The sequence below is a fragment of the Rhodococcus sp. EPR-157 genome (assembly GCF_001647195.1).
In the GTDB taxonomy this organism is placed as follows: Bacteria; Actinomycetota; Actinomycetes; order Mycobacteriales; family Mycobacteriaceae; genus Rhodococcoides.
The window spans coordinates 19,290-42,559 of the sequence record NZ_LVCV01000367.1; the positions used below are offsets into that span (position 1 = coordinate 19,290).

General features: G+C 64.5%; 23 protein-coding genes. 22 read left to right on the forward strand and 1 reads right to left on the reverse strand.

The features are described from left to right. Positions 1 to 9: 9 nt before the first annotated feature. From alaS to aroB, 8 genes are all read left to right on the forward strand, one after another. Complete coding sequence (gene alaS / locus A2J03_RS16850) at positions 10 to 2,679, forward strand: alanine--tRNA ligase (RefSeq protein ID WP_068376078.1); 2,670 nt, start codon at positions 10 to 12, stop codon at positions 2,677 to 2,679. Positions 2,680 to 2,681: 2 nt separating this feature from the next. Further along, a complete protein-coding gene (ruvX, locus tag A2J03_RS16855; protein WP_068376080.1) occupies positions 2,682 to 3,257 on the forward strand; it encodes a Holliday junction resolvase RuvX in 576 nt (191 codons plus the stop codon). Continuing rightward, on the forward strand, positions 3,254 to 4,564 hold the full coding sequence (locus A2J03_RS16860; protein ID WP_068376085.1) for an endolytic transglycosylase MltG: 1,311 nt from the start codon (positions 3,254 to 3,256) through the stop codon (positions 4,562 to 4,564). The genes ruvX and A2J03_RS16860 overlap by 4 nt, the downstream gene beginning before the upstream one ends. 3 nt (positions 4,565 to 4,567) lie before the next feature. Then, on the forward strand, positions 4,568 to 5,377 hold the full coding sequence (locus A2J03_RS16865) for a shikimate dehydrogenase (RefSeq protein WP_068376087.1): 810 nt from the start codon (positions 4,568 to 4,570) through the stop codon (positions 5,375 to 5,377). Between the two features lie 92 nt (positions 5,378 to 5,469). After that, on the forward strand, positions 5,470 to 5,922 hold the full coding sequence (locus tag A2J03_RS16870) for a prepilin peptidase (protein WP_231912571.1): 453 nt from the start codon (positions 5,470 to 5,472) through the stop codon (positions 5,920 to 5,922). 12 nt (positions 5,923 to 5,934) lie between these two features. Then, positions 5,935 to 7,122: a chorismate synthase gene (gene aroC / locus A2J03_RS16875; protein WP_068376089.1), complete on the forward strand. Its 1,188-nt coding sequence runs from the start codon at positions 5,935 to 5,937 to the stop codon at positions 7,120 to 7,122. After that, on the forward strand, positions 7,119 to 7,655 hold the full coding sequence (locus tag A2J03_RS16880; protein ID WP_068376091.1) for a shikimate kinase: 537 nt from the start codon (positions 7,119 to 7,121) through the stop codon (positions 7,653 to 7,655). Before aroC ends, A2J03_RS16880 begins: the two co-directional genes overlap by 4 nt. A gap of 9 nt (positions 7,656 to 7,664) precedes the next feature. Continuing rightward, positions 7,665 to 8,777 (forward strand): 3-dehydroquinate synthase, encoded by a 1,113-nt coding sequence (gene aroB / locus A2J03_RS16885; protein ID WP_068376093.1) that lies wholly within the window; start codon positions 7,665 to 7,667, stop codon positions 8,775 to 8,777. A gap of 57 nt (positions 8,778 to 8,834) precedes the next feature. On the opposite strand, the gene A2J03_RS16890 is transcribed toward aroB, so the two are convergent. Then, positions 8,835 to 9,476, reverse strand: coding sequence for a B-4DMT family transporter (locus A2J03_RS16890; RefSeq protein WP_068376095.1), 642 nt, complete (start codon positions 9,474 to 9,476; stop codon positions 8,835 to 8,837). 106 nt (positions 9,477 to 9,582) lie between these two features. Between A2J03_RS16890 and A2J03_RS16895 the strand changes: the two genes are divergently transcribed. The 14 genes from A2J03_RS16895 to coaBC all read left to right on the forward strand — a co-directional run. Beyond that, positions 9,583 to 10,686: a M24 family metallopeptidase gene (locus A2J03_RS16895; protein ID WP_068376097.1), complete on the forward strand. Its 1,104-nt coding sequence runs from the start codon at positions 9,583 to 9,585 to the stop codon at positions 10,684 to 10,686. 47 nt (positions 10,687 to 10,733) lie between these two features. Then, the gene (efp, locus tag A2J03_RS16900; protein ID WP_068376099.1) at positions 10,734 to 11,297 is read left to right on the forward strand and encodes an elongation factor P; all 564 of its coding nucleotides are present in this window, start codon (positions 10,734 to 10,736) and stop codon (positions 11,295 to 11,297) included. Position 11,298: 1 nt separating this feature from the next. Further along, on the forward strand, positions 11,299 to 11,832 hold the full coding sequence (gene nusB / locus A2J03_RS16905; protein WP_068376101.1) for a transcription antitermination factor NusB: 534 nt from the start codon (positions 11,299 to 11,301) through the stop codon (positions 11,830 to 11,832). A 116-nt stretch (positions 11,833 to 11,948) separates the two neighbouring features. Next, positions 11,949 to 12,530 carry a bifunctional pyr operon transcriptional regulator/uracil phosphoribosyltransferase PyrR gene (pyrR, locus tag A2J03_RS16910; protein WP_068376102.1) on the forward strand — a complete coding sequence of 194 codons (582 nt, stop codon included), beginning with the start codon at positions 11,949 to 11,951 and terminating at the stop codon, positions 12,528 to 12,530. Continuing rightward, positions 12,527 to 13,471, forward strand: coding sequence for an aspartate carbamoyltransferase catalytic subunit (locus A2J03_RS16915; protein ID WP_068376103.1), 945 nt, complete (start codon positions 12,527 to 12,529; stop codon positions 13,469 to 13,471). Before pyrR ends, A2J03_RS16915 begins: the two co-directional genes overlap by 4 nt. After that, on the forward strand, positions 13,471 to 14,772 hold the full coding sequence (locus tag A2J03_RS16920) for a dihydroorotase (protein ID WP_068376105.1): 1,302 nt from the start codon (positions 13,471 to 13,473) through the stop codon (positions 14,770 to 14,772). Before A2J03_RS16915 ends, A2J03_RS16920 begins: the two co-directional genes overlap by 1 nt. Positions 14,773 to 14,774: 2 nt before the next feature. Next, entirely contained in the window at positions 14,775 to 15,287 is a 513-nt protein-coding gene (locus tag A2J03_RS16925) for a PH-like domain-containing protein (protein WP_068376107.1), read from the forward strand. After that, positions 15,284 to 16,417, forward strand: coding sequence for a glutamine-hydrolyzing carbamoyl-phosphate synthase small subunit (carA, locus tag A2J03_RS16930; RefSeq protein ID WP_068376109.1), 1,134 nt, complete (start codon positions 15,284 to 15,286; stop codon positions 16,415 to 16,417). Before A2J03_RS16925 ends, carA begins: the two co-directional genes overlap by 4 nt. Continuing rightward, positions 16,417 to 19,758: a carbamoyl-phosphate synthase large subunit gene (gene carB / locus A2J03_RS16935; protein WP_068376111.1), complete on the forward strand. Its 3,342-nt coding sequence runs from the start codon at positions 16,417 to 16,419 to the stop codon at positions 19,756 to 19,758. Before carA ends, carB begins: the two co-directional genes overlap by 1 nt. Continuing rightward, the gene (gene pyrF, locus A2J03_RS16940; RefSeq protein WP_082897893.1) at positions 19,755 to 20,579 is read left to right on the forward strand and encodes an orotidine-5'-phosphate decarboxylase; all 825 of its coding nucleotides are present in this window, start codon (positions 19,755 to 19,757) and stop codon (positions 20,577 to 20,579) included. The genes carB and pyrF overlap by 4 nt, the downstream gene beginning before the upstream one ends. Positions 20,580 to 20,737: 158 nt before the next feature. Then, complete coding sequence (mihF, locus tag A2J03_RS16945) at positions 20,738 to 21,058, forward strand: integration host factor, actinobacterial type (RefSeq protein ID WP_068376129.1); 321 nt, start codon at positions 20,738 to 20,740, stop codon at positions 21,056 to 21,058. Position 21,059: 1 nt separating this feature from the next. Next, positions 21,060 to 21,653 carry a guanylate kinase gene (gene gmk / locus A2J03_RS16950; RefSeq protein WP_068376116.1) on the forward strand — a complete coding sequence of 198 codons (594 nt, stop codon included), beginning with the start codon at positions 21,060 to 21,062 and terminating at the stop codon, positions 21,651 to 21,653. Between the two features lie 79 nt (positions 21,654 to 21,732). Then, positions 21,733 to 22,038, forward strand: a complete 306-nt coding sequence (gene rpoZ / locus A2J03_RS16955) for a DNA-directed RNA polymerase subunit omega (protein WP_068376118.1) — start codon at positions 21,733 to 21,735, stop codon at positions 22,036 to 22,038. 22 nt (positions 22,039 to 22,060) lie between these two features. Further along, the coding region (gene coaBC / locus A2J03_RS16960) for a bifunctional phosphopantothenoylcysteine decarboxylase/phosphopantothenate--cysteine ligase CoaBC (protein WP_068376130.1) at positions 22,061 to 23,270 on the forward strand (1,210 nt) is incomplete at its 3' end.

A 23,270-nucleotide genomic window follows, 5' to 3' on the forward strand; every position in this document is an offset into this window, starting at 1 on the left:
CCTGTACCAGTGCAGACCCATGACATCCGCAGGCGTTTCCTCGACCACTTCGTGAAAGCTGGGCACACCGAAGTACCAAGCGCCTCGTTGGTGCTCGACGACCCGAACCTGCTGTTCGTCAACGCGGGCATGGTGCAGTTCGTTCCGTACTTCCTCGGTCAGCAGACCCCTCCCTTCGCGCGGGCTACCAGCGTTCAGAAGTGTGTCCGCACACTGGATATCGAGAACGTCGGAATCACGACTCGACACAACACCTTCTTCCAGATGGCCGGCAATTTCTCCTTCGGCGACTACTTCAAGCGTGACGCGATCACGCACGCGTGGGCCCTGCTCACCGGAAGCGTCGACGCGGGCGGCTACGGGTTCGATCCGGAGCGGATCTGGGTCACCGCATACCTGGACGACGACGAAGCCATCGAATTGTGGAAGGAAATCGCCGGAATTCCCGACGAGCGTATCCAGCGCCGAGGAATGGCCGACAACTACTGGTCGATGGGGATTCCCGGACCCTGTGGTCCGTGTTCGGAGATCTACTACGACCGCGGACCCGAGTTCGGCGTCGATGGCGGCCCCGAGGCCGACGAGGACCGGTATATCGAAATCTGGAACCTCGTCTTCATGCAGAACGAGCGTGGCCAGGGAATCAGCAAGGACGACTTCGAGATTCTGGGGCCGCTTCCGAAGCAGAACATCGACACCGGCATGGGCGTCGAACGTGTCGCATTCTTGCTTCAGGGTGTCGACAACGTCTACGAGACCGACCTGGTGCGGCCGGTCATCGCCAAGGCCGAAGAACTGAGCGGCCGGCGCTACGGCACCGACCACGACGACGACGTTCGATTCCGTGTCATCGCCGACCATGCACGAACAGCTGCGTTGCTGATCTCCGACGGTGTGAACCCCGGCAACGATGGTCGAGGCTACGTCCTGCGCCGACTTCTCCGCCGCATCGTCCGATCGGCACGACTACTCGGTGCGCCCGATCAGGTCATGGCTCAGCTGATCACCGTCGTCCGCGACACGATGGCCGAGTCCTACCCCGAGTTGGTGGCGGGATTCGATCGCATACTCAACGTGTCCGTCGGTGAGGAAGCTGCCTTCCTCAAGACGCTGACGTCAGGATCGAAGTTGTTCGACACGACGGCCGAGACTGTCAAGTCCGCCGGCGGCCGGACTATCCGTGGCGCAGACGCTTTCGCGCTGCACGACACCTACGGCTTCCCGATCGATCTGACGCTCGAGATGGCATCCGAAGCGGGACTGACCGTAGACGAAGCCGGTTTCCGCGCGTTGATGGCGGAGCAACGCCAGCGCGCGAAGGACGATGCGCGCAGCCGCAAACACGCTCATACCGATCTGTCGGTGTACAAGGACTTCGTCGATCGCGGTGCGACCGAGTTCACCGGTTTCGAGGAACTGTCCTCCGAGGCCACCGTTCTCGCGTTGATCTCCGGCGGCGTCCGCGTCCCGACGGCAACTGCGGGGGAGTCCGTGGAGGTCATCCTCGACCGGAGCCCGCTGTATGCGGAGTCGGGTGGCCAGATCGCCGACATCGGATCGATCACGGCACCTGGTTTGGCAGTGAAGGTGAACGACGTCCAGAAGATCGCGAAGAAGGTCTGGACGCACAAGGTCACCGTCGAGTCGGGACAGCTCACCGAAGGTGACATCGTGCGGGTCGATGTCGATCCGGCGTGGCGCAAGGGTGCGACCCAGGGACATTCGGGGACCCACATGGTGCATGCCGCACTGCGGCAAGTGCTCGGACCCAACGCTACCCAGGCCGGTTCGCTGAACAAGCCCGGCTACCTGCGCTTCGACTTTTCGTGGCAGGGAGGGTTGTCCGATGCCCAGCGAAATGACATCGAGGCTGTGACGAACGACGCCATCGGCGCCGACTATGCAGTCAACACGTCCGTCACCGATCTCGACAGCGCGAAGGCGATGGGCGCGATGGCGCTGTTCGGCGAAAACTACGGTGACGAGGTCCGCGTCGTCGAGATCGGTGGACCGTTCTCGATGGAGCTGTGCGGTGGTACGCACGTCGAACATTCCTCGCAGATCGGTCCGGTCACCCTGCTGGGTGAGTCTTCGGTGGGGTCTGGGATTCGGCGTGTGGAGGCATTCGTCGGGCTCGATTCGTACCGCTACCTGGCGAAGGAACGAGCCTTGCTGGCCGGTGTTGCTTCGTCGTTGAAGGTGCCGACCGACGAGGTTCCGGCGCGGATCGAGACTCTCGTGGAGAAGCTTCGGCAAGCGGAGAAGGAGGTGGAGGCCGTGAAGGCGGCATCGGTGTCGGCTTCTGCCGGTGACCTTCTCGGGCGAGCCGAGCGGATCGGCAGTGTTCGTGCTGTCATCGCCACGGCTCCCGACGGAGTGGGTGGAAACGAACTGCGAGGACTCGCCTCCGACCTCCGTGGCCGGATGGGTAACGACCCGGCGGTCGTCGTGTTGTTCGGATCCGTCGACGGCAAGGTTCCGTTCGTGGTGTCCGCCAACACGGCAGCGCAGGACGCGGGTGTGAAGGCAGGCGAACTGGTGTCAAGCTTCGGTCCCGCGATCGGCGGCCGGGGAGGCGGCAAGGGCGACTCCGCACAGGGGTCGGGCTCCAACCCGGACGGGATCGCGGAGGCTATGACCGCGGTGCGGGCCCGTATAGCCGACGCGGCGACAACCTGATCGTGAACGATTCCGCAGATGGACCCGCGATCGGTCGTGCCCCGGATCGGCCAGGCGCCGACGATCCAGGACCTGGCCGGAGGATCGGCATAGACGTCGGAAGCGTCCGAATCGGTGTCGCATCGTCCGACCCCGGTGGAATTCTCGCGACCCCGGTCGAAACTATCCCGCGCGCCAAAGCGAAGGGATCCAGGTCTCCGGACGTGCTGCGTGTGGCATCGATCGTCGAGGAATACGACGCTGTCGAGATCGTCGTCGGTCTGCCCCGGACCTTGCGTGGCGAGAGTGGTTCAGCGGTGGACGCCGCTGCGGGTTTCGCCCGCGCTCTCGCCAAGCAGGTGCCGGGTATCCCGATCCGAATGGCTGACGAGAGACTGACCACCGTGACCGCGACGCGAGCGCTTCGAGACAGTGGCGTCCGCGCGAAGTCACAACGTGGAGTCATAGATCAGGCCGCCGCGGTGGCCATCCTTCAAGGGTGGTTGGACGAGCGGTCCTCCCGCCTGGCCGAACAGCAGAACCTCGCAGTACAGCAGAACCTGGAAGCGCAGGGTCACATCCCGGAGGTCGGCGAGTGAACAACAGACAGTACGAGGACGAGGCGCACACCGATCCGATCGGATACCGAACCGGTGAGGGCAGCGAATTCCATCGAGCAGTCCACGGTGCGCAGCCTGAACAAGTCGGTCGTAGCCGGGCGCAGACGCGGCAGGCTCGCGCCGCTGTCAGCCGAAAGAAGCGCGGGCGCGTTCTCGGCGTGGTCCTGGGCCTGATCGTCGTTCTCATCGTCGCCGGGGGAGGCTTCTTCGTGTTCGACAGGCTCTCGGGTGGCCCGGTGGCGCCGGACGATTTCGCGGCGGGGGCACCGGGTGACTCCGTGGTCGTGCGCGTCCATCCGGGTGACACGGCACAGCAGATCGGTGTCGAAGCAGTTGAGAAGGGCGTGGTGGCCAGCGCTGACGCGTTCATGGGGGCGGCTGTCCAGAACGCCGACATAGCGTCGGTACAACCTGGCTACTACCTGTTGCCGAGCAACATTCCGGCCTCGCAGGCAGTCGACACCCTCGTCGACCCGTCAGCGCGAGTGGGCAGCGTCGTCATCTCCGAAGGAAGACAGTTGCACGACGCGCGTGACGTCAACACCGACGCCGTCAAGAAAGGCATCTACACGCTGCTTTCGGAAGCAAGCTGCATCGACACCACCGGAAGCGGAACGCCTACCTGCATCTCCTACGAGGATTTCAACGCGGCCGGAGCAGTGGACGACCCCTCCGCGCTCGGCGTGCCGGACTGGGCAAGTGATCGCGTGCGCGGTGTGCCCGACCGCGATCGGCAGCTGGAAGGTTTGATAGCGGCCGGGAGCTGGGACATCGACCCGACCGCGTCTGCGGGCGACATACTCCGACAGCTGGTATCGGAGAGCGCACAGACGTACGAGGACACCGGAATTCTGACTGCGGGCGCGGACTCGGGCCTCGACCCCTACGAGACGCTGGTCGCAGCATCGTTGGTCGAACGAGAGTCTTTGCCCGCTGACTTCAGCAAGGTTGCGCGAGTGATCGTCAATCGTCTCGCCGAGCCCCAGAAGCTCGAATTCGACTCGACGGTCAACTACTCGCTGGACACCACCGAAGTCGCGACGACCGACGCGGATCGCGCCACGGTGACCCCGTGGAACACCTACGCGATGGAGGGGCTTCCTGCGACACCGATCGCCTCTCCCAGCGTTGCCGCAGTCGAGGCAGTCGAAGCTCCGGCAGATGGTGACTGGTTGTACTTCGTGACCATCAACCAGGCGGGCGAGACACTCTTCACACGCAATTACGACGAGCACCTGGCCAACATCGGCAAGGTCGAAGACGGTTTCCTCGAGAGTGGTCGCTGACCGGTGCGTGCAGCAGTACTCGGGAGCCCGATACAGCACTCCAAGTCGCCGCTTCTGCACCGTGCCGCCTACGCAGCTCTCGGGCTGACCGGGTGGACTTACGAGCGCATCGAGTGCACGGCACAGCAGCTTCCCCACCTCGTCAGTGGCCTCGGCCAGGACTGGGTCGGTCTCTCGGTCACGATGCCGGGCAAGGTTGCTGCACTCGAGTTCGCTGACGAACGTACCCAGCGCGCGACTCTGGCGGGTTCGGCGAACACCCTCGTCCGGACGACGCGGGGGTGGCGGGCGGACTGCACCGATGTCGACGGCGTCAGCGGTGCGCTCGTCGAAAATGGAGTCGTCGATCTCTCGGGCAGTGCGGTGACCGTCGTCGGTGCCGGGGGAACGTCGCGCCCGGCGCTGATTGCGCTGGCGGGTCTCGGTGCGGCGTCGGTGACCGTCGTCGCGCGGTCCGTCGAACGAGCACGAGACACACTCGAATGCGCCGAGGCGGTCGGGCTCGCCGCCGAGTTTCTGCAGGTGGACGACCCATCGCTCGCCGACGTCGCTGCACGATCGTCGGTGCTCGTCAGTACGGTGCCTGCAGCCGGTGCGGCACCCTGGGCGAGCGCCCTCGCACACGCACCGATCGTCCTGGACGCGATCTACGACCCGTGGCCGACCCCGCTTGCCGACGCAGTGCATGCCCGCGGCGGCCAGGTCGTCTCCGGGCTCGCGATGCTGCTCAACCAGGCGTTCGGACAGGTGGAACAATTCACTGGGTGCCCGGCGCCGAAGGACCAGATGCGAGCGGCGATCGCTGGTTCGTGACCTGTGTCCACAGGGCAGGACCTATCCACAGGGCAATATCTGACCACTGTTTCCGTCGGTAGCGGTATCGGACGGTGAGTCACGATACGAACGTGGCGTGGACACTGCTCACCGACGGCGATGTGCCGGTCGTGCTCTTGTCGATGTGGTGCGTGTGGCTGAGCTGGATCGACGTCGTGTCACGCCGGCTCCCGAACATGCTGACCGGCATCGGTGCCGTGTGCATTCTCGCCTACTCCTACGTCATCGATGCGTTTGTCGTGGCGCTGTCGGGCGCGGTCCTGCTGTTCTTCTGCTATCTCGCAGTACACCTCTGTCTCCCTACAGCATTCGGTGCGGGCGATGTGAAGCTCGCGTTCACGTTGGGGGGAGTCGCAGCATTGGCGGGCACGGACGCGTGGGTGGCCGCCGCCCTGATTGCACCGCTGCTCACGGGCGTCGTCGGTGTCGCGTGTATGGCAGTCGGACGGGCCAGCGCGACTGTGCCCCACGGACCGTCGATGTGCGCGGCGACCCTGCTGGCATCGGCCGCCGTCCCGACGTGAAAAGATGATCGCGTGCTGCGCTGGATAACTGCCGGAGAATCTCACGGCCCTGCTCTCGTGTCCATCCTCGAAGGAATGGTCGCGGGCGTCGAGGTGACCTCCGAGGACATTGCCACCCAACTCGCCCGTCGACGACTCGGCTATGGCCGAGGCGCGAGGATGAAGTTCGAAGCGGACAAGGTCACCATCACCGGCGGCGTGCGACACGGACTGACGTTGGGCGGGCCCATCGCCATCGAGGTCGGCAATACCGAATGGCCCAAGTGGGAGCAGGTCATGTCGGCCGACCCCGTCGACGACAGTGTGTTGTCGGATCTCGCCCGCAACTCTCCGCTGACGCGTCCGCGACCGGGCCACGCCGACTACTCGGGGATGTTGAAATACGGCTTCGACGACGCCCGCCCGGTGCTCGAGCGGGCAAGCGCGCGGGAGACCGCAGCTCGCGTCGCGATCGGTACCGTGGCCCGCCACTTCCTGAAGCAAGCGTTCGGTGTCGAGGTCGTGTCCCACGTGATCTCCATCGGCGCCTCCGATCCGTACGTCGGACCGCCGCCGTCGGGCGATGATCTCGACGCGATCGATGCGAGCCCTGTGCGCGCGTTCGACAAGTCGGCGGAAGAGTCGATGATCGCCGAGATCGAGTCGGCCAAGCGTGACGGCGACACCCTCGGCGGCATCGTCGAAGTCGTCGTGCACGGTCTGCCGGTCGGACTCGGATCGTTCGTCAGTGGCGAGCGCCGTCTCGATTCTCGACTTGCCGCTGCGCTCATGGGAATTCAAGCCATCAAGGGCGTCGAGGTCGGTGACGGGTTCGAGACTGCTCGGCGACGGGGAAGCGCAGCGCACGACGAGATCAAGCCTGGTCCCGACGGAATTCTGCGCTCGACGAACCGCGCAGGCGGACTTGAAGGCGGCATGACCAACGGCGAAGCGCTACGGGTTCGTGCAGCCATGAAGCCCATCTCGACGGTTCCGCGCGCGTTGGCCACCGTGGACATGACGACCGGCGAGGAAGCGGTGGCAATCCACCAGCGCTCGGATGTCTGTGCCGTGCCGGCAGCGGGCGTGGGCGCCGAGACGATGGTGGCGCTCGTGGTGGCGCAGGCGGCATTGGAGAAGTTCGGCGGCGATTCGTTGGCGGAGACGACCAGTAACGTCGATCACTACGTGAAGGGCACAGCCGCCCGACCACCGCGATGACTCCGTACGCGGTGCTGATCGGACCGCCCGGTGCAGGCAAGTCCACCATCGGTCGCAGAGTGGCCGCTGCTCTCGAACTTGAATTGTGCGACACCGATGTGATGATCGAGCGGAGCACCGGGCGTACGATCGCCGACATCTTCTCGCACGACGGTGAACCGGCCTTTCGAAGTATCGAGGAGCAGGTCGTCGCCGAAGCGCTGGCTACCCACACCGGTGTGGTCTCACTGGGCGGCGGATCCATACTGTCCGAGCGAACTCGAGCGCTGTTGGCACCACTGCCGGTCGTCTACCTGGAGATCAGTGTGGCCGAAGGGCTCAGGCGGACGGGCGCCAACTCGTCCCGACCGCTTCTTGCCGGGCCCGATCCTCGAGGCAAGTACCAGCACCTGATGCGGACCCGTCGGCCGTTGTACCGCTCGGTCGCGACGATCCGAGTGCGAACGGACGGTCGCAGTCCGGCACGCGTGGTCGGACAGGTCGTCGCGAAGCTGAAGCACTACCACGAGAAAGCAGGAAGCCCCAATGGATGAGATGAACCGATGACCGAACCAGTACGAGTCATGGTGGAGTCGGCAGCGCCGTACCCGGTGATCATCGGCAGGGGACTGTTGACCGACCTGGTTGCCGAACTCGCGGATGTGCGCACCGTCGCGATCTTCCACCAGCCGCCGCTGGCGGAGACCGCCGAAGCAGTCCGAGAGGCGTTGGCAGCTCAGGGGATCGACGCACATCGCATCGAAATTCCCGACGCCGAAGACGGTAAGGAACTGGCCGTAGCCGGCTTCTGTTGGGAAGTCCTGGGCCGAATCGGTCTGACTCGCTCCGATGCCATCGTGAGCCTGGGTGGCGGCGCTGCGACGGATCTTGCGGGGTTCGTGGCCGCGACCTGGATGCGCGGAGTCAAGATCGTGCACGTACCGACGACCTTGCTCGCGATGGTCGACGCCGCCGTCGGCGGAAAGACCGGCATCAACACCGAGGCAGGCAAGAACCTCGTCGGCTCGTTCCACGAACCGGCAGCAGTTTTGATCGATCTGGCGACGCTGGAGACCGTTCCGCGGAACGAGATCGTCGCGGGGCTCGCCGAGGTCATCAAGACCGGATTCATCGCGGACCCGGTGATACTCGATCTGATCGAAGCAGATCCCGAGGCTGCGCTCGATCCCGCCGGCACGGTTTTGCCGGAGCTGATCCGTCGGTCCGTCGAGGTCAAGGCGCGGGTAGTCGCAGCTGACCTGAAGGAGTCGAACCTTCGCGAGATTCTCAACTACGGGCATACCCTCGGTCACGCCATCGAGCGCCGGGAGCGCTATCGGTGGCGTCACGGAGCTGCCGTGGCGGTCGGACTGGTCTACGCAGCAGAACTCGGCAGACTCGCCGGTCGGCTCGACGACGCTACAGCAGACCGGCACCGCTCGATCCTCGAACTGGTCGGCCTGCCCGTCGGCTACGACGGAGATGCGTTCGGCGACCTGCTGAAGGGAATGCAGACCGACAAGAAGAATCGAGCAGGGATGCTCCGATTCGTCGTCCTCGACGGTCTTGCCAAGCCCGGTCGACTGGAAGGTCCGGACCCGTCGCTTCTCGTTGCCGCATATTCGGCTATCGCCAAGGATGACACGGGTTCCTCGTCAACGGGAATCTTGCTGTAGGAGCTCGGTGAGTGGACATCCATGCGCCGCATGGATGTCCACTCACACTACGAAGTCTCAGGAATTGTCGCGGTGTTTCGTGGCAGACCCACGCTGCTCGGGCGCGTCGGGATCGACCGCGCGAAATACCTCGGTATCTGCGTTGTCACCCGACCACTGAGGTTGATCCTGGGCGGGAGGCGTCGAAGCCGAAGACGATGCCGAACCGGCGCCGACAAGGTGACGATCGTGGCGTTCCTTCTCCCGCTGCGCATCGGCCGCCTCCAACTTCTTCTTCGCGTCCCGGCCTGCGAGCAGGCGACCGAGGAAGACCGAGATGGTCGCCGGGATGAAGATCACCAGAATGGTGAAAGCGGCACCGGAGGTCAGCTCGAAGAACAAGGAGTTCTGGCCGACGCTGAAGTCGACCATCAATTGCACGAACCAGGTGATCAACCCCGCCGCGAGGCCTCCGAGGACTGCGGCCTTGAGCCACAACATCGTCAGGTCCTCGCCGTATTCGGGATCGGGGTTCTTCCGACGGTCTCGAATACCGTCGAGCCCCGCCCACACCACGACCGCAAGCAACACTGCTGCCATCCCGAGCCACCGTAGCTGAGATCCGTGCAGCGGCCACTGCGTTACCGCGACGCCAAGAAGGATCCTCACCGCCACGTTGATCAAGCACATACCGATTCCGCGTACCACCCACCCTGTCATGGGGCACAGCCTATCCATACGAGGCGCGCGATGTGGGCGACCCCACAGAACCTGGTGTCTGGGTTTCGGTCCTGGCTGGACAAAGTCACAGCGGTACGTTGTACGAATGCCTGTAGATCACAGCAGTAGACGCGCTGCCCTTCGTCGCAGCATGGAATCGAACGATCTCGACGCCATGTTGGTGACCGACCTGCTCAACATTCGCTACCTCACCGGTTTCACCGGGTCCAACGCTGCACTGATCGTGTCGGCGCACGACTCGGCGGATCGAGAGGACAACACCGTCGTCTGCACCGACGGTCGCTATCTGACGCAGGTCGCCGAGCAAGTGCCTGATCTGCGTGCTGTGATCGACAGGTCTTCGGCGGCGTATCTGCTGAGCAGCGATGTGACGCCGCGTCCGGGCTCGGTCGGTTTCGAGTCGCACGTCGTGACCGTCGACCAGCACCGAGCGTGGAGCGACATCGAACCCAAGGCGACGCTCGTACGCGCACCTGGTCTCGTCGAAGAACTACGGATGGTCAAGGACGAGCACGAGGTCGGACTGCTTCGGGACGCATGCCGCGCGGCCGACGACGCGTTCGCGGTGTTGATCGAACGAGGCGGCGTCGCCGTCGGCCGTACCGAACTCGACGTTGCCCGTGAGCTGGAGGCTTTGATGGTCGAGCACGGCGCCGACGGCATTTCGTTCGAGACCATCGTCGCAGCGGGTCCGAACTCCGCGGTGCCGCATCACCGTCCCACCGCTGCGGTGCTGGCAACCGGCGACTTCGTCAAGTTCGATTTCGGAGCGCTTGTCGGGGGCTATCACTCGGACATGACGCGCACGGTGGTGCTCGGCACGCCGCAGCAGTGGCAGACGGACCTCTACTCGTTGGTGCAGCGCGCGCAGACCGCCGGCCGTGAGGCGCTCGCGCCGGGTGCGCGCACGGCGTCCGTCGATGCGGCGTCGCGCTCGGTGATCGAGGACGCCGGCTACGGAGAGTTCTTCCTGCACGGTCTCGGGCACGGCGTCGGACTCGAAATCCACGAAGCGCCGGGAATCGCGAAGTCGAGCACCGGTACACTCCTGTGCGGTGCAGCTGTGACCGTCGAGCCGGGTGTGTACTTCTCGGGGCGCGGAGGCGTGCGGATCGAAGACACGCTCATCGTTCGCGACGACGGTCCTGAGCTGCTGACCATGACCACCAAGGAACTTACTCTCGTGTGACGCACGGCGGTTCCTGCACACGAGAACACGAGGAGACGTAAAAGACTGTGGCTTCCACCAGTGATTTCAAGAACGGTCTCGTCCTCAGCATCGAGAATCAGCTGTGGACGATCATCGAGTTTCAGCACGTCAAGCCGGGCAAGGGCCCCGCATTCGTGCGCACCAAACTCAAGAACGTGCTGTCTGGCAAGGTCGTCGACAAGACGTTCAACGCCGGAGTCAAGGTCGAGACTGCCACTGTCGATCGTCGCGACATGACGTACCTCTACCACGACGGCAGCGACTTCGTCTTCATGGACGGCGACACCTACGACCAGATCTCGATCAGCGAAGCGGTGGTCGGTGACGGCGCTCGCTTCATGCTCGAGAACATGCAGGTCCAGGTCGCCACGCATGAGGGCGTACCGCTGTACGTCGAGTTGCCGGTCACCGTCGAACTCGAGGTCAAGCACACCGATCCCGGTCTGCAGGGGGACCGTTCGACCGGCGGAACCAAGCCGGCAACGCTGGAAACAGGTGCCGAGGTGTCGGTGCCTCTGTTCATCAACACCGGCGACAAGCTGAAGATCGATTCGCGCGACGGCAACTACCTCGGGCGTGTGAACTCCTAAGGTGTCGTCGAAGAATTCGTCGAAGAAGAGTTCGGCCCGCAGCGAGAACGAGCCGGTCAAGAAGCTCGGTGCGCGTCACAAGGCACGCAAGCGGGCCGTGGACTTCCTGTTCGAGGCCGAAGCTCGTGATGCCGATCCGGTGCGTCTGGCGAAGGAGCGCATCGAGCTGGCCCGCGCCGACGATTCGATCGCGCCGGTCAGCGAGTACACGGAGACTCTCGTGGGCGGCGTCGCGGAGAACCTCGACCGTCTCGACAGTGTAATTTCGGACCACCTCAACGATTGGACGTTGAACCGTCTGCCTGCGGTCGACCGAGCTATCCTGCGCGTTGCGGTGTGGGAACTGTTTCACGCGACCGACGTTCCACCGGTCGTTGCGGTCGACGAGGCCGTCGAGCTTGCGAAACAGTTGTCCACCGACGATTCGCCGTCCTTCGTGAACGGCGTGCTCGGCCAGATCGTGCTGGTGGCCCCGCAGGTCCGGGCAGCTGCTGCCGCTGTGTCCTCGCGCAGCGACGAAGCCGGCGACAAGTAATTCGGCTCACGCGACGCTCCCTGAATAACAGGTTCGGGGAGCGTCGTTGCTAGGCTGGTGCACTGTCAGACATCCTTTAACGATCCGTCCAGAGAGGCGGAGAAGGAGGTCGTAGTTTGCCTGCGTCCGAACCACCCTCCAGCTCGTCCCGCGAACTTCTGTCCGCTGCCGATGTAGGCCGGACCATTGCGCGGATGGCACATCAGATCATCGAGAAGACCGCGCTCGACTCAGCCGACGCGCCTCGTGTGGTCCTGCTGGGAATCCCCACCCGCGGCACAACCCTCGCAGAGCGGCTCGCCGACCGGATCGACACCTTCTCCGGGATCAGGCCACCGGTAGGCTCCCTCGACATCACGCTCTACCGCGACGATCTTCGCGGCAAGCCACACCGCCCACTCGAACGCACCTCGGTTCCTTCCGGTGGGGTCGACGACGCCCTGGTCGTGCTGGTCGACGACGTACTCTTCTCCGGACGTACGGTGCGGTCGGCGTTGGATGCGCTGCGCGATCTGGGTCGTCCACGCGCGGTCCAGCTGGCAGTCCTGATCGATCGGGGTCATCGTGAGCTTCCGCTTCGCGCCGATTACGTGGGCAAGAACGTCCCGACCGCCCGTACCGAAGACGTGTCGGTGCAGCTCGTCGAGCACGACGGACACGACGGGGTCAGCCTGGCCGCTACGAGGGAAGCCAAGTGAAGCATCTGCTGTCCGTATCCGATCTCACTCTCGAATCGGCAACCGAACTGCTCGACGAAGCCGACCGGTTCGAGCAGGCGCTGCTCGGCCGTGAGGTGAAGAAGCTCCCCACCCTGCGAGGCCGCACCGTCATGACGGTGTTCTTCGAAAACTCGACGCGGACGCGGGTGTCGTTCGAGGTTGCAGGCAAGTGGATGAGCGCCGATGTGATCAACGTCAGCGCGAGCAGCTCGTCGGTATCGAAGGGCGAGTCCCTGCGCGACACCGCGATGACCCTGCGCGCAGCAGGCGCCGACGCTCTGGTCGTTCGGCATCCGGCGTCGGGTGCCGCGCACCAGATCGCTCAGTGGACAGCTGGACAAGGCGACGGCGGTGGTCCGGCGGTGATCAATGCCGGTGACGGAACGCACGAACACCCCACGCAGGCTCTGCTCGATGCCCTGACGCTGCGTCAGCGTCTCGGATCCATCGCGGGTAAGCGAGTCGGGATCGTCGGCGACATCCTGCACAGCCGGGTCGCTCGGTCGAACGCGATTCTGCTGTCGACCCTCGGTGCCGAGGTGGTACTCATCGCGCCCCCGACGTTGTTGCCTGTCGGCGCGTCGATGTGGCCGGTCCGGATATCACACAACATCGACGCCGAGCTGCCGGCTCTCGATGCCGTATTGATGCTGCGGGTGCAGGCCGAGCGTATGAACGGTGGGTTCTTTCCGTCACCCAAGGAATACTCGATCACCTACGGGTTGTCCCAGAGAAGGATGGATCTGCTGCCCAAGCATGCCGTCGTGCTGCACCCGGGTCCGATGCTGCGCGGCATGGAGATCGCATCCTCAGTAGCTGATTCTCCCAGAACTGCAGTCCTACAACAGGTTACGAACGGGGTTCACGTGCGCATGGCGGTTCTGTTCCGATTGCTCGTCGGTTCGGACGGGGGTGCGTGATGAGCGTGCTGCTCAAGGGCGTCCTCGTTTACGGCGAAGAACCCGCGACCGACGTATTGATCGACGACGGCCAGATTGCTTCGATCGGACCCGATCTCGACCCCGGCGACGCAGAGGTCGTCGAGGGTCACGGTCAGATTCTGCTCCCCGGTTTCGTCGACCTACACACACACTTGCGTGAGCCCGGCCGCGAGGACACCGAGACCATCGAGACCGGTTCCGCCGCTGCCGCGCTCGGCGGCTACACCGCGGTGTTCGCCATGGCCAACACCTCGCCGGTTGCCGACTCGGTCGTCATCACCGACCACGTGTGGCGACGGGGGCAGGAGGTCGGCCTGGTCGACGTGCACCCGGTCGGCGCGATCACCGTCGGCCTCGGCGGCAAGCAGCTCGCCGAGATGGCAACGATGGCTGCCGGAGTCGGCAAGGTGCGGATGTTCTCCGATGACGGCAAGTGTGTCGACGACCCGTTGATCATGCGGCGAGCTCTCGAATACTCGAGCTCGCTGGGCGTGCTCATTGCGCAACACGCCGAGGAACCACGACTCACGGTCGGCGCGATCGCGCACGAAGGGCCGACGGCTGCTCGGCTCGGCCTCGCCGGATGGCCGAGGGCGGCCGAGGAGTCGATCGTCGCCCGCGACGCCCTGCTTGCGCGCGACGCCGGAGCCTCCGTGCACATCTGCCACGCCTCGACAGCCGGCACCGTCGAGCTGCTGAAGTGGGCTCGCGGACAAGGCATTTCGATCACTGCAGAGGTAACGCCGCATCACCTGCTACTCGACGATTCGAGGCTCGAGACATACGACGCGATCAACAAGGTCAACCCGCCGCTGCGCGAGGCATCGGACGTCGAAGCGTTGCGGCGCGGCCTGGCGGACGGCACGGTCGACTGCGTCGCGACGGATCACGCTCCGCACGCCGAGCAGGACAAGTGCTGTGAATTCGCGCAGGCCAAGCCAGGCATGCTCGGATTGGAGACAGCACTGGCGATCGTCGCACAGACGATGGTGGAACCGGGACTGCTGGATTGGCGCGGGGTTGCGCGCGTGATGAGTGAGCGCCCGGCGCAGATCGTCGGGTTGGCTGATCAGGGCAGGCCCATCGAGGTAGGGGAGACCGCGAACCTCGTCCTCGTCGATCCGAGCGCATCGTGGACGGTCGTCGGCAAGAGCCTCGCGAGTATCTCCGACAACACCCCGTTCGAGTCGATGACGTTCTCGGCGAAGGTGACCACGACACTCCTGCGCGGACGAATCACCGCTCGCGACGGCGTGACGCGGTCCAAGGTCGGTGATTGAGAATGGACAGGGTTCTCATCGTCATCGGCTTCATCGTCTTCTGGATCGCCATGATCGGCCTCATCTTCTGGGGTTGGCGCGGGCGCCAGAAGCGTCAGGCCGAATCCATCGGATCCTTCCCTGAGGTACCCGCGGACCTCGGCGAGACGCTGATCGAGGCGTCGACCGGGCTGTACGTCGGAAGCACCATCGCGCCGAGCTGGCAGGACCGAATTGCCGTCGGCGACATCGGACACCGCGCGACCGCGGAACTGTCGCGGCACACCGAAGGCATTCTGCTCACGCGCACCGGCGAGTCCACTATCTGGATTCCGCAGAAATCGGTGCGCGCGATCCGAACCGAGCGAGGGCTGGCAGGCAAAGTCATGAGCAAGGACGGACTGCTCGTGATCCGTTGGGTTCTCCCGACCGGAACCGAGATCGACACAGGATTCCGAGCTGATGACAAGCTCGTCTACCCCGAGTGGGTTGACCCGGACACACATACGAACGATACGAAGGAGACAACCGCGTGAGCAGCGCAGTTCTTGTTCTGGAGGACGGCCGGATATTTCGCGGCACCACCTTCGGAGCCCAGGGCCGGACGCTCGGAGAAGCCGTGTTCTGCACCGGGATGACCGGTTACCAGGAGACACTCACCGACCCCAGCTACCACCGACAGATCGTCGTCGCCACGGCGCCGCAGATCGGCAACACCGGCTGGAATCAAGAGGACGGCGAGGCCGCCAGTGCGCAGGATCCCAACAAGATCTGGGTTGCGGGTTACGTCGTACGCGATCCCGCGCGCCGCACGTCGAGTTGGCGAGCAACGGGATCACTGCAGGATCAGCTCGAAGCCCAGAACGTCGTCGGGATCGCCGGTATCGACACGCGCGCGCTAGTTCGACACCTCCGCAGCCGCGGCTCCATGCGTGCCGGGGTGTTCTCGGGTGACTCCCTCGGGACCGAGGGCGAGATGCTGGAACAGGTGCTCGGCCAACCGTCGATGCTCGGTGCCGATCTGGCCGGCGAGGTCACGACTTCTGTGGGCTACACCATCGAGCCGGCCGACACAGCCCGATTCACGGTCGTCGCTGTCGATCTCGGCATCAAGACGAACACCCCACGAATGTTCGCCGAGCGCGGTATCCGCGTCCATGTCGTCCCCTCCGCCACCAGCGTCGAGCAGATTCTCGCCCTGAATCCCGACGGAGTCTTCCTGTCCAATGGCCCAGGGGACCCGGCGACAGCGGATGCGAACGTCGCGTTGACCCGCGAGGTACTGGACCGGAAGCTGCCGCTGTTCGGTATCTGTTTCGGCAACCAGATCCTCGGTCGCGCGCTCGGACGCTCGACCTACAAGATGAAGTTCGGCCACCGAGGCATGAATATCCCGGTGATCGAACACACCACCGGACGCATTGCCATCACCGCGCAGAATCACGGATTCGCGCTCGAAGGCGAAGCCGGCGAAGAATTCGACACCGATTTCGGACGTGCACGAATCAGCCATACATGCGCGAACGACGGCACCGTCGAGGGCGTCGAACTGCTCGACGGCCGTGCCTTCTCGGTTCAGTACCACCCCGAGGCCGCGGCGGGTCCACACGACGCCGCGTATCTCTTCGATCGGTTCACATCAGTGCTCGAGGGAGTTGACAAGTAATGCCACGCCGCAGCGATCTGGGCCACGTCCTGGTGATCGGTTCGGGGCCAATCGTCATCGGTCAGGCCTGTGAGTTCGACTACTCCGGAACCCAGGCTTGCCGGGTGCTCCGCGAGGAAGGGCTGCGCGTCAGCCTGGTCAATTCGAACCCCGCAACGATCATGACCGACCCGGAGTTCGCGGACGCGACGTACGTCGAGCCGATCACCCCGGATTTCATCGAGAAGATCTTTGCTCGGGAGGCCGCCCAGGGCCACCCGATCGACGCAGTCCTCGCGACCCTCGGCGGTCAGACAGCTCTCAATGCAGCCGTGGGACTACACGATCAGGGCATCCTCGCCAAGTACGACGTCGAGTTGATCGGCGCGGACTTCGACGCCATCCAGCGCGGTGAAGACCGTCAGATGTTCAAGGACATCGTCACGAAGGTCGGCGGAGAGTCGGCCAAATCGGCTGTCTGCTACACGATGGACGAGGTCCGTGCGACGGTTGAAGAACTCGGTTTCCCGGTCGTGGTTCGGCCGTCGTTCACGATGGGCGGGCTCGGCTCGGGGCTGGCGTACAACGACGCCGATCTGACCCGCATCGCAGGCGGTGGTCTGGCGGCATCGCCGACCGCGAACGTCCTGATCGAGGAGTCGATCCTCGGCTGGAAGGAATACGAACTCGAGCTCATGCGCGACGGCCGCGACAACGTGGTCATCGTCTGTTCCATCGAGAACGTCGATCCCGTCGGTGTGCACACCGGCGACTCGGTGACCGTCGCGCCCGCGATGACGCTGACCGACCGCGAGTACCAGAAGATGCGTGACCTCTCGATCGACATCCTTCGTGAGGTGGGCGTCGACACCGGTGGCTGCAACATCCAGTTCGCGATGGATCCCGCCGACGGTCGACTCGTCGTCATCGAGATGAACCCGCGGGTGTCGCGGTCCTCGGCATTGGCGTCCAAGGCGACTGGCTACCCGATCGCGAAGATGGCCGCCAAGCTCGCCATCGGCTACACGTTGGACGAGATCGTCAACGACATCACCAAGGAAACTCCTGCCTGCTTCGAGCCGACTCTGGACTACGTGGTCGTCAAGGCACCGCGCTTCGCGTTCGAGAAGTTCCCTGGCGCCGACGGCACCCTGACCACGACGATGAAGTCCGTCGGTGAGGCGATGTCCATCGGGCGCAACTTCACCGAGGCGTTCGGCAAGGTGATGCGTTCGCTGGAGACCAAACGTGCGGGCTATTGGACGGGTCCTGACGTGGAGGCAGAGAGTCTCGACGCGCTTCTGAAGAATCTCAGCGTTCCGCAGGACGGACGCATGTACGGGATCGAGAAGGCATTCGCGCTCGGGGCGACTCTGGAGCAGCTGTTCGATGCCACCAAGATCGACCCGTGGTTCCTCGACCAGTTCCAGCAGATCCACGAACTCGGTAACGAACTCCGCGCGGCCGCCGACTTCGACGAAGTCTTGTTGCGTCAAGCGAAGTATCACGGCCTGTCGGATCGCCAGATCGCAGCGCTGCGACCGGAGCTGGGCGGCGAGGACGGCGTGCGCGCACTGCGCGATCAGCTCGGGGTGCATCCGGTGTACAAGACCGTCGACACCTGCGCCGCCGAGTTCGAGGCGAAGACCCCGTACCACTACGGCACCTACGAACTGGACCCCGAAGCCGAGTCCGAGGTCGCCGAGCAGCGTGAGCGGGACAAGGTCCTCATTCTCGGCTCCGGACCGAACCGAATCGGCCAGGGGATCGAGTTCGACTACTCGTGCGTCCACGCGGCACAGACGTTGTCCGAGGCCGGCTACGAGACCGTGATGATCAACTGCAACCCCGAGACCGTCTCGACCGACTACGACACGGCGGACCGTCTCTACTTCGAACCGTTGACGTTCGAGGACGTGCTCGAGGTGTATCGCGCGGAATCCGCGTCGGGCACGGTGGCGGGCGTCATCGTCCAACTCGGTGGCCAGACTCCGCTCGGCCTCGCCAAGCGGTTGAAGGCCGCCGGCGTGCCGATCGTCGGAACCAGTCCCGAGGCGATCGATCTCGCGGAAGATCGCGGCGAGTTCGGGCGAGTTCTCACCGAAGCCGGACTTCCCGCACCGAAGTTCGGTACGGCGACGACGTTCGACGGCGCTCGCGACATCGCAGGGAGCATCGGTTATCCCGTGCTGGTCCGGCCGTCGTACGTTCTCGGCGGACGCGGCATGGAGATCGTGTACGACGAGGCGTCGCTCGCGGACTACATCTCGCGTGCATCCGAGATCTCGGACGACCGTCCGGTGCTCGTCGACAGGTTCCTCGAAGACGCCGTCGAAATCGATGTCGACGCTCTGTGCGACGGTACCGAGGTCTACCTGGGTGGCGTCATGGAGCACATCGAGGAGGCCGGGATTCACTCCGGTGACTCGGCATGTGCGCTTCCGCCGATCACGTTGGGCCGCTCCGACATCGAGAACGTCCGTCGCTCGACGGAATTGCTGGCCAAGGGTATCGGCGTCAAGGGTCTGCTCAACGTTCAGTACGCGCTCAAGGACGACATCCTCTACGTGCTCGAGGCGAACCCGAGGGCAAGCCGCACGGTCCCGTTCGTGTCCAAGGCAACGGCAGTGCAGTTGGCGAAAGCCTGCGCCCGCGTCATGCTGGGCGAGTCGATCGCCGACCTGCGGGCGAGCGGAATGCTCCCCGCCGTGGGAGATGGCGGCACGACGCCGCTCGGTGCTCCGATCGCCGTCAAGGAAGCGGTGCTGCCGTTCAACAGGTTCCGGCGCGCAGACGGCACCGGAGTGGACACGCTGCTGAGTCCGGAAATGAAGTCGACGGGCGAAGTCATGGGTATCGACGCCGACTTCGGTACGGCGTTCGCCAAGAGCCAGACGGCGGCCTACGGTTCGCTGCCCGCGTCGGGTGCCGTGTTCGTGTCCGTCGCGAACAAGGACAAGCGTTCCCTGATCTTCCCGGTCAAGCGGCTCGCGGACCTGGGGTTCACGATCCTGGCCACCGAGGGTACCGCGGAGGTGCTGCGGCGAAACGGAATCACGTGTGAGCAGGTCTACAAGCAGTCCGGAGAAGAGGTGCCCGAAGGTGCCGTCACCATTGTCGATCGCATCCTTGCCGGAGACATCGCCATGGTGATCAACACTCCGTACGGTAATTCCGGACCACGCGTGGACGGGTACGAGATCCGCAGTGCGGCCGTCGCTCAGAACATTCCGTGCATCACGACCGTGCAGGGCGCATCGGCGGCAGTGCAGGGTATCGAGGCCGGCCTTGCGGGCGACATCGGTGTGCGGTCGTTGCAGGACCTGCATGCGGTACTGGCTGCAGGAGTGGGACAGGCATGAGTGCGCAGGGATGGCTGGATCGGCTCCGCGCGGCGACGTCCGCTCGAGGGCGTCTGTGTGTGGGGATCGATCCGCATCCTGCGTTGCTCGAGCAGTGGGGTCTGCCGCGCGACGCCGACGGACTCGAGAAGTTCGCCGAGATCTGTGTGGAAGCGTTCGTGGGCGAAATCGCGGTGGTCAAGCCGCAGGTCGCTTTTTTCGAGGCCTACGGTAGCCCCGGGTACGCGGTGCTCGAACGGACCATCTCGGTGCTGCGCGACGCCGGAACGCTCGTGATCGCCGACGCGAAGCGCGGCGATATCGGCAGCACCATGAGCGCATACGCGCAGTCGTGGCTCGGTGCGGACTCTCCGCTGTCCTCCGACGCGGTGACGGTGTCCCCGTACCTGGGCTTCGATTCGCTGAACGAGACGTTCGCGCTCGCCGAGGCGGGCGGTAGGGGAGTGTTCGTCCTGGCCCGGACCTCCAACCCCGAGGGGGCTTCGCTGCAGCAGGCGGTCGCGACCGGGCGCACCGTAGGCCAATCGATCGTCGACGCCGGAGCTGCGGTCAACTCTGACGGTTCGGCGACCGTCGGACTGGTGGTCGGAGCGACGCGTGATCACGGTCTGGATCTGTCGGGTTTCACCGGACCGATTCTCGCTCCCGGCCTCGGAGCGCAGGGCGCGAGCGTCGAGGATCTGGCGCAGATATTCGATGGCTCACTGAAGCTGTTGTTGCCCAATTCTTCCCGAGGTGTCCTCCGCGCCGGTCCGTCGGTCGTAGCGCTTCAGGATGCGGCCAAGAGCCTGCGGGACGAGATCGAAGCGGCTCTGCCATAGATGATCGCTGATCTTCGCCCGGCTACGGGGGCGGGTTAGCGGTCGGGCCGATGCGTCGGTACCGTCGCTGTAGTTGCTGGTAGCCGCTGGTCTTTCAGCAGCGACGTGCACCACAGCCGATGAGTGCATTGTTCACCGACGAACGATACGGAGGAAACGTGGCGCTTCCCCAGTTGACCCCAGAGCAGCGTGCTGCCGCTCTCGAGAAGGCAGCTGCTGCCCGCAAGGTCAGGGCCGAGCTCAAGGAGCGCCTCAAACGAGGCGGCACTGATCTCAAGCAGGTGCTCGCGGACGCCGAGACCGATGAGATCATCGGCAAGATGAAGGTGTCGGCGTTGCTGGAGGCACTGCCCAAGGTCGGCAAGGTCAAGGCCCAGGAGCTGATGACGGAGCTGGAAATCGCGTCGTCTCGGCGTCTGCGCGGCCTCGGCGATCGTCAACGCAAAGCTCTGTTGACCAAATTCGATTTCGAAGCTTGAGATGACACACGACTCGTCACCACACGGGAGGGGCCGGCTGATCGTATTGGCAGGTCCGTCCGGTGTCGGCAAATCCAGCGTCGTTCGAGTCCTTCGGCGGGTGCTGCCCGAACTGTGGTTCAGCGTGTCCGTCACCACGCGGGCGCCGCGGCCCGGTGAGGTCGACGGTGAGGACTACCACTTCGTCACCCCGGAGGAGTTCGACCGGATGATCGAGGCGGACGAATTGTTGGAGTGGGCGAGTGTGCACAGCGGTCTGCACCGTTCCGGCACCCCGGCTGCTCCCGTCGAGCAAGCTTTGAACGAGGGCAAGCCCGTTCTGCTCGAGCTCGATCTTGCCGGTGCGCGGGCGGTTCGCATCTCCAAGCCCGAGGCGACTCTCGTGTTCATGGCGCCGCCGACGTGGGACGATTTGGTGCACCGATTGACCTCACGGGCTACTGAGGAAGGTGCCGCGACCGAGCGCAGACTCGAGACCGCAAAGGTCGAGTTGGCAGCGCAGGAGGAGTTCGACACGGTCATTGTCAATACCGATGTCGACCATTCGTGCGAAGAGTTGGTATCCTTGTTGGTCGGTAGGTCGTCGGTCGGTTGACACCGGCTTTCGTGACGTCCCGAATAGTCGCCGAACAGCGTTTTCGCAGCACCAACGATGCAATTTCAGGAGATCAACAGTGAGCAGCACTTCAGTGGCCGGTTCCGACTTCGACGCGCACAGCGCACTCCCGGCTTACGACACGCCGCTCGGTATCACCAACCCACCGATCGACGAGCTCCTCGCTCGGACGTCGTCGAAGTACGCGCTGGTGATTTACGCAGCCAAGCGTGCGCGCCAGATCAACGACTACTACAACCAGCTCGGTGACGGCATCCTCGAGTACGTCGGCCCGCTCGTCGAGCCCGGCCTCCAGGAGAAGCCGCTGTCGATCGCGCTTCGCGAGATCCATGAAGACCTGCTCGAGCACACCGAAGGCGAATGAGAATCGGTAAGGACTAGAGCCGTTGCGCGTAGTCGTCGGAGTGGGCGGCGGTATTGCCGCCTACAAGAGTTGTTCCCTCATTCGTAGCTTCACCGAGAACGGTCACCACGTTCGCGTCATCCCCACCCAATCCGCATTGGAATTCGTGGGGAAGGCAACCTTCGAGGCGCTGTCCGGAAGCCCGGTACACACGGACGTTTTCTCCGATGTGCCCGAGGTGCCGCACGTCCGTCTAGGCAAGGAAGCTGACCTCCTCGTCGTTGCCCCTGCCACTGCGGACCTGATGGCTCGCCTTGCTGGTGGTCGAGCAGACGACTTGCTCGCGGCCACCCTGCTCACTGCGCGGTGCCCGGTGCTGCTCGCTCCGGCGATGCACACCGAAATGTGGGAGCACCCCGCGACAGTCGCCAACGTCGAGACACTGCGCAGCCGCGGTGTCACGGTGCTCGAGCCTGCATCGGGTCGGTTGACGGGCCGCGACACCGGAGCCGGTCGTTTGCCGGAGCCCGACGAGATCTTCGGTCTCTCGATGCTGCTCGCGGAGCGCGCCGATGCGTTGCCTCGGGATCTGGTCGGGCGCAAGCTCGTGATCACCGCAGGTGGAACCCGCGAACCCCTCGATCCCGTTCGGTTTCTCGGCAACAGAAGTTCGGGAAAGCAGGGGTATGCGCTCGCTCGTGTCGCGGCGCAGCGCGGCGCCGACGTGACCTTGATTGCCGGCTTCACCACCGAGCTGGCCGATCCAGCAGCCGTCGATGTCGTCCACGTGAAGACCGCGCAGCAGATGCAGACAGCGGTTCGCAAGTACGCACCGGATGCCGATGCGATCGTCATGGCTGCTGCCGTGGCCGATTTTCGCCCGGCAACCATCGCGGGAAGCAAGATCAAGAAGGGCGCGAACGAGCCGGATTCGATTCCGCTGGTGCGCAACGACGACATCCTTGCGGGTCTCGTCGATGCGCGGACCGCCGGAGAAATCGAATCGTCGACTGTCATAGTCGGTTTCGCAGCCGAGACCGGCGACGAACACGGCGATGTGCTCACGTATGCGCGTGCGAAGCTCGCGAGGAAGGGCTGTGACCTCCTCGTGGTGAATGCAGTGGGCGACGGCAAGGCGTTCGAGGTCGACCACAACGACGGTTGGCTTCTCGGCTCCGACGGTTCCGAGTCCGCACTGGGTGAGGGATCCAAGGCTTTGCTCGCCGGTCGTGTACTCGACGCGGTGGGCGCTG

Bases quoted from the DNA above. Each gene is read 5' to 3' on its own strand.
- A2J03_RS16880 (WP_068376091.1), top strand. From the start codon at position 7,119: ATGACTCCGTACGCGGTGCTGATCGGACCGCCCGGTGCAGGCAAGTCC.
- aroB (WP_068376093.1), top strand. From the start codon at position 7,665: ATGACCGAACCAGTACGAGTCATGGTGGAGTCGGCAGCGCCGTACCCG.
- A2J03_RS16925 (WP_068376107.1), top strand. From the start codon at position 14,775: ATGGACAGGGTTCTCATCGTCATCGGCTTCATCGTCTTCTGGATCGCC.
- A2J03_RS16920 (WP_068376105.1), top strand. From the start codon at position 13,471: ATGAGCGTGCTGCTCAAGGGCGTCCTCGTTTACGGCGAAGAACCCGCG.
- A2J03_RS16895 (WP_068376097.1), top strand. From the start codon at position 9,583: ATGCCTGTAGATCACAGCAGTAGACGCGCTGCCCTTCGTCGCAGCATG.
- gmk (WP_068376116.1), top strand. From the start codon at position 21,060: ATGACACACGACTCGTCACCACACGGGAGGGGCCGGCTGATCGTATTG.
- carB (WP_068376111.1), top strand. From the start codon at position 16,417: ATGCCACGCCGCAGCGATCTGGGCCACGTCCTGGTGATCGGTTCGGGG.
- A2J03_RS16890 (WP_068376095.1), bottom strand. From the start codon at position 9,476: ATGACAGGGTGGGTGGTACGCGGAATCGGTATGTGCTTGATCAACGTG.
- pyrF (WP_082897893.1), top strand. From the start codon at position 19,755: ATGAGTGCGCAGGGATGGCTGGATCGGCTCCGCGCGGCGACGTCCGCT.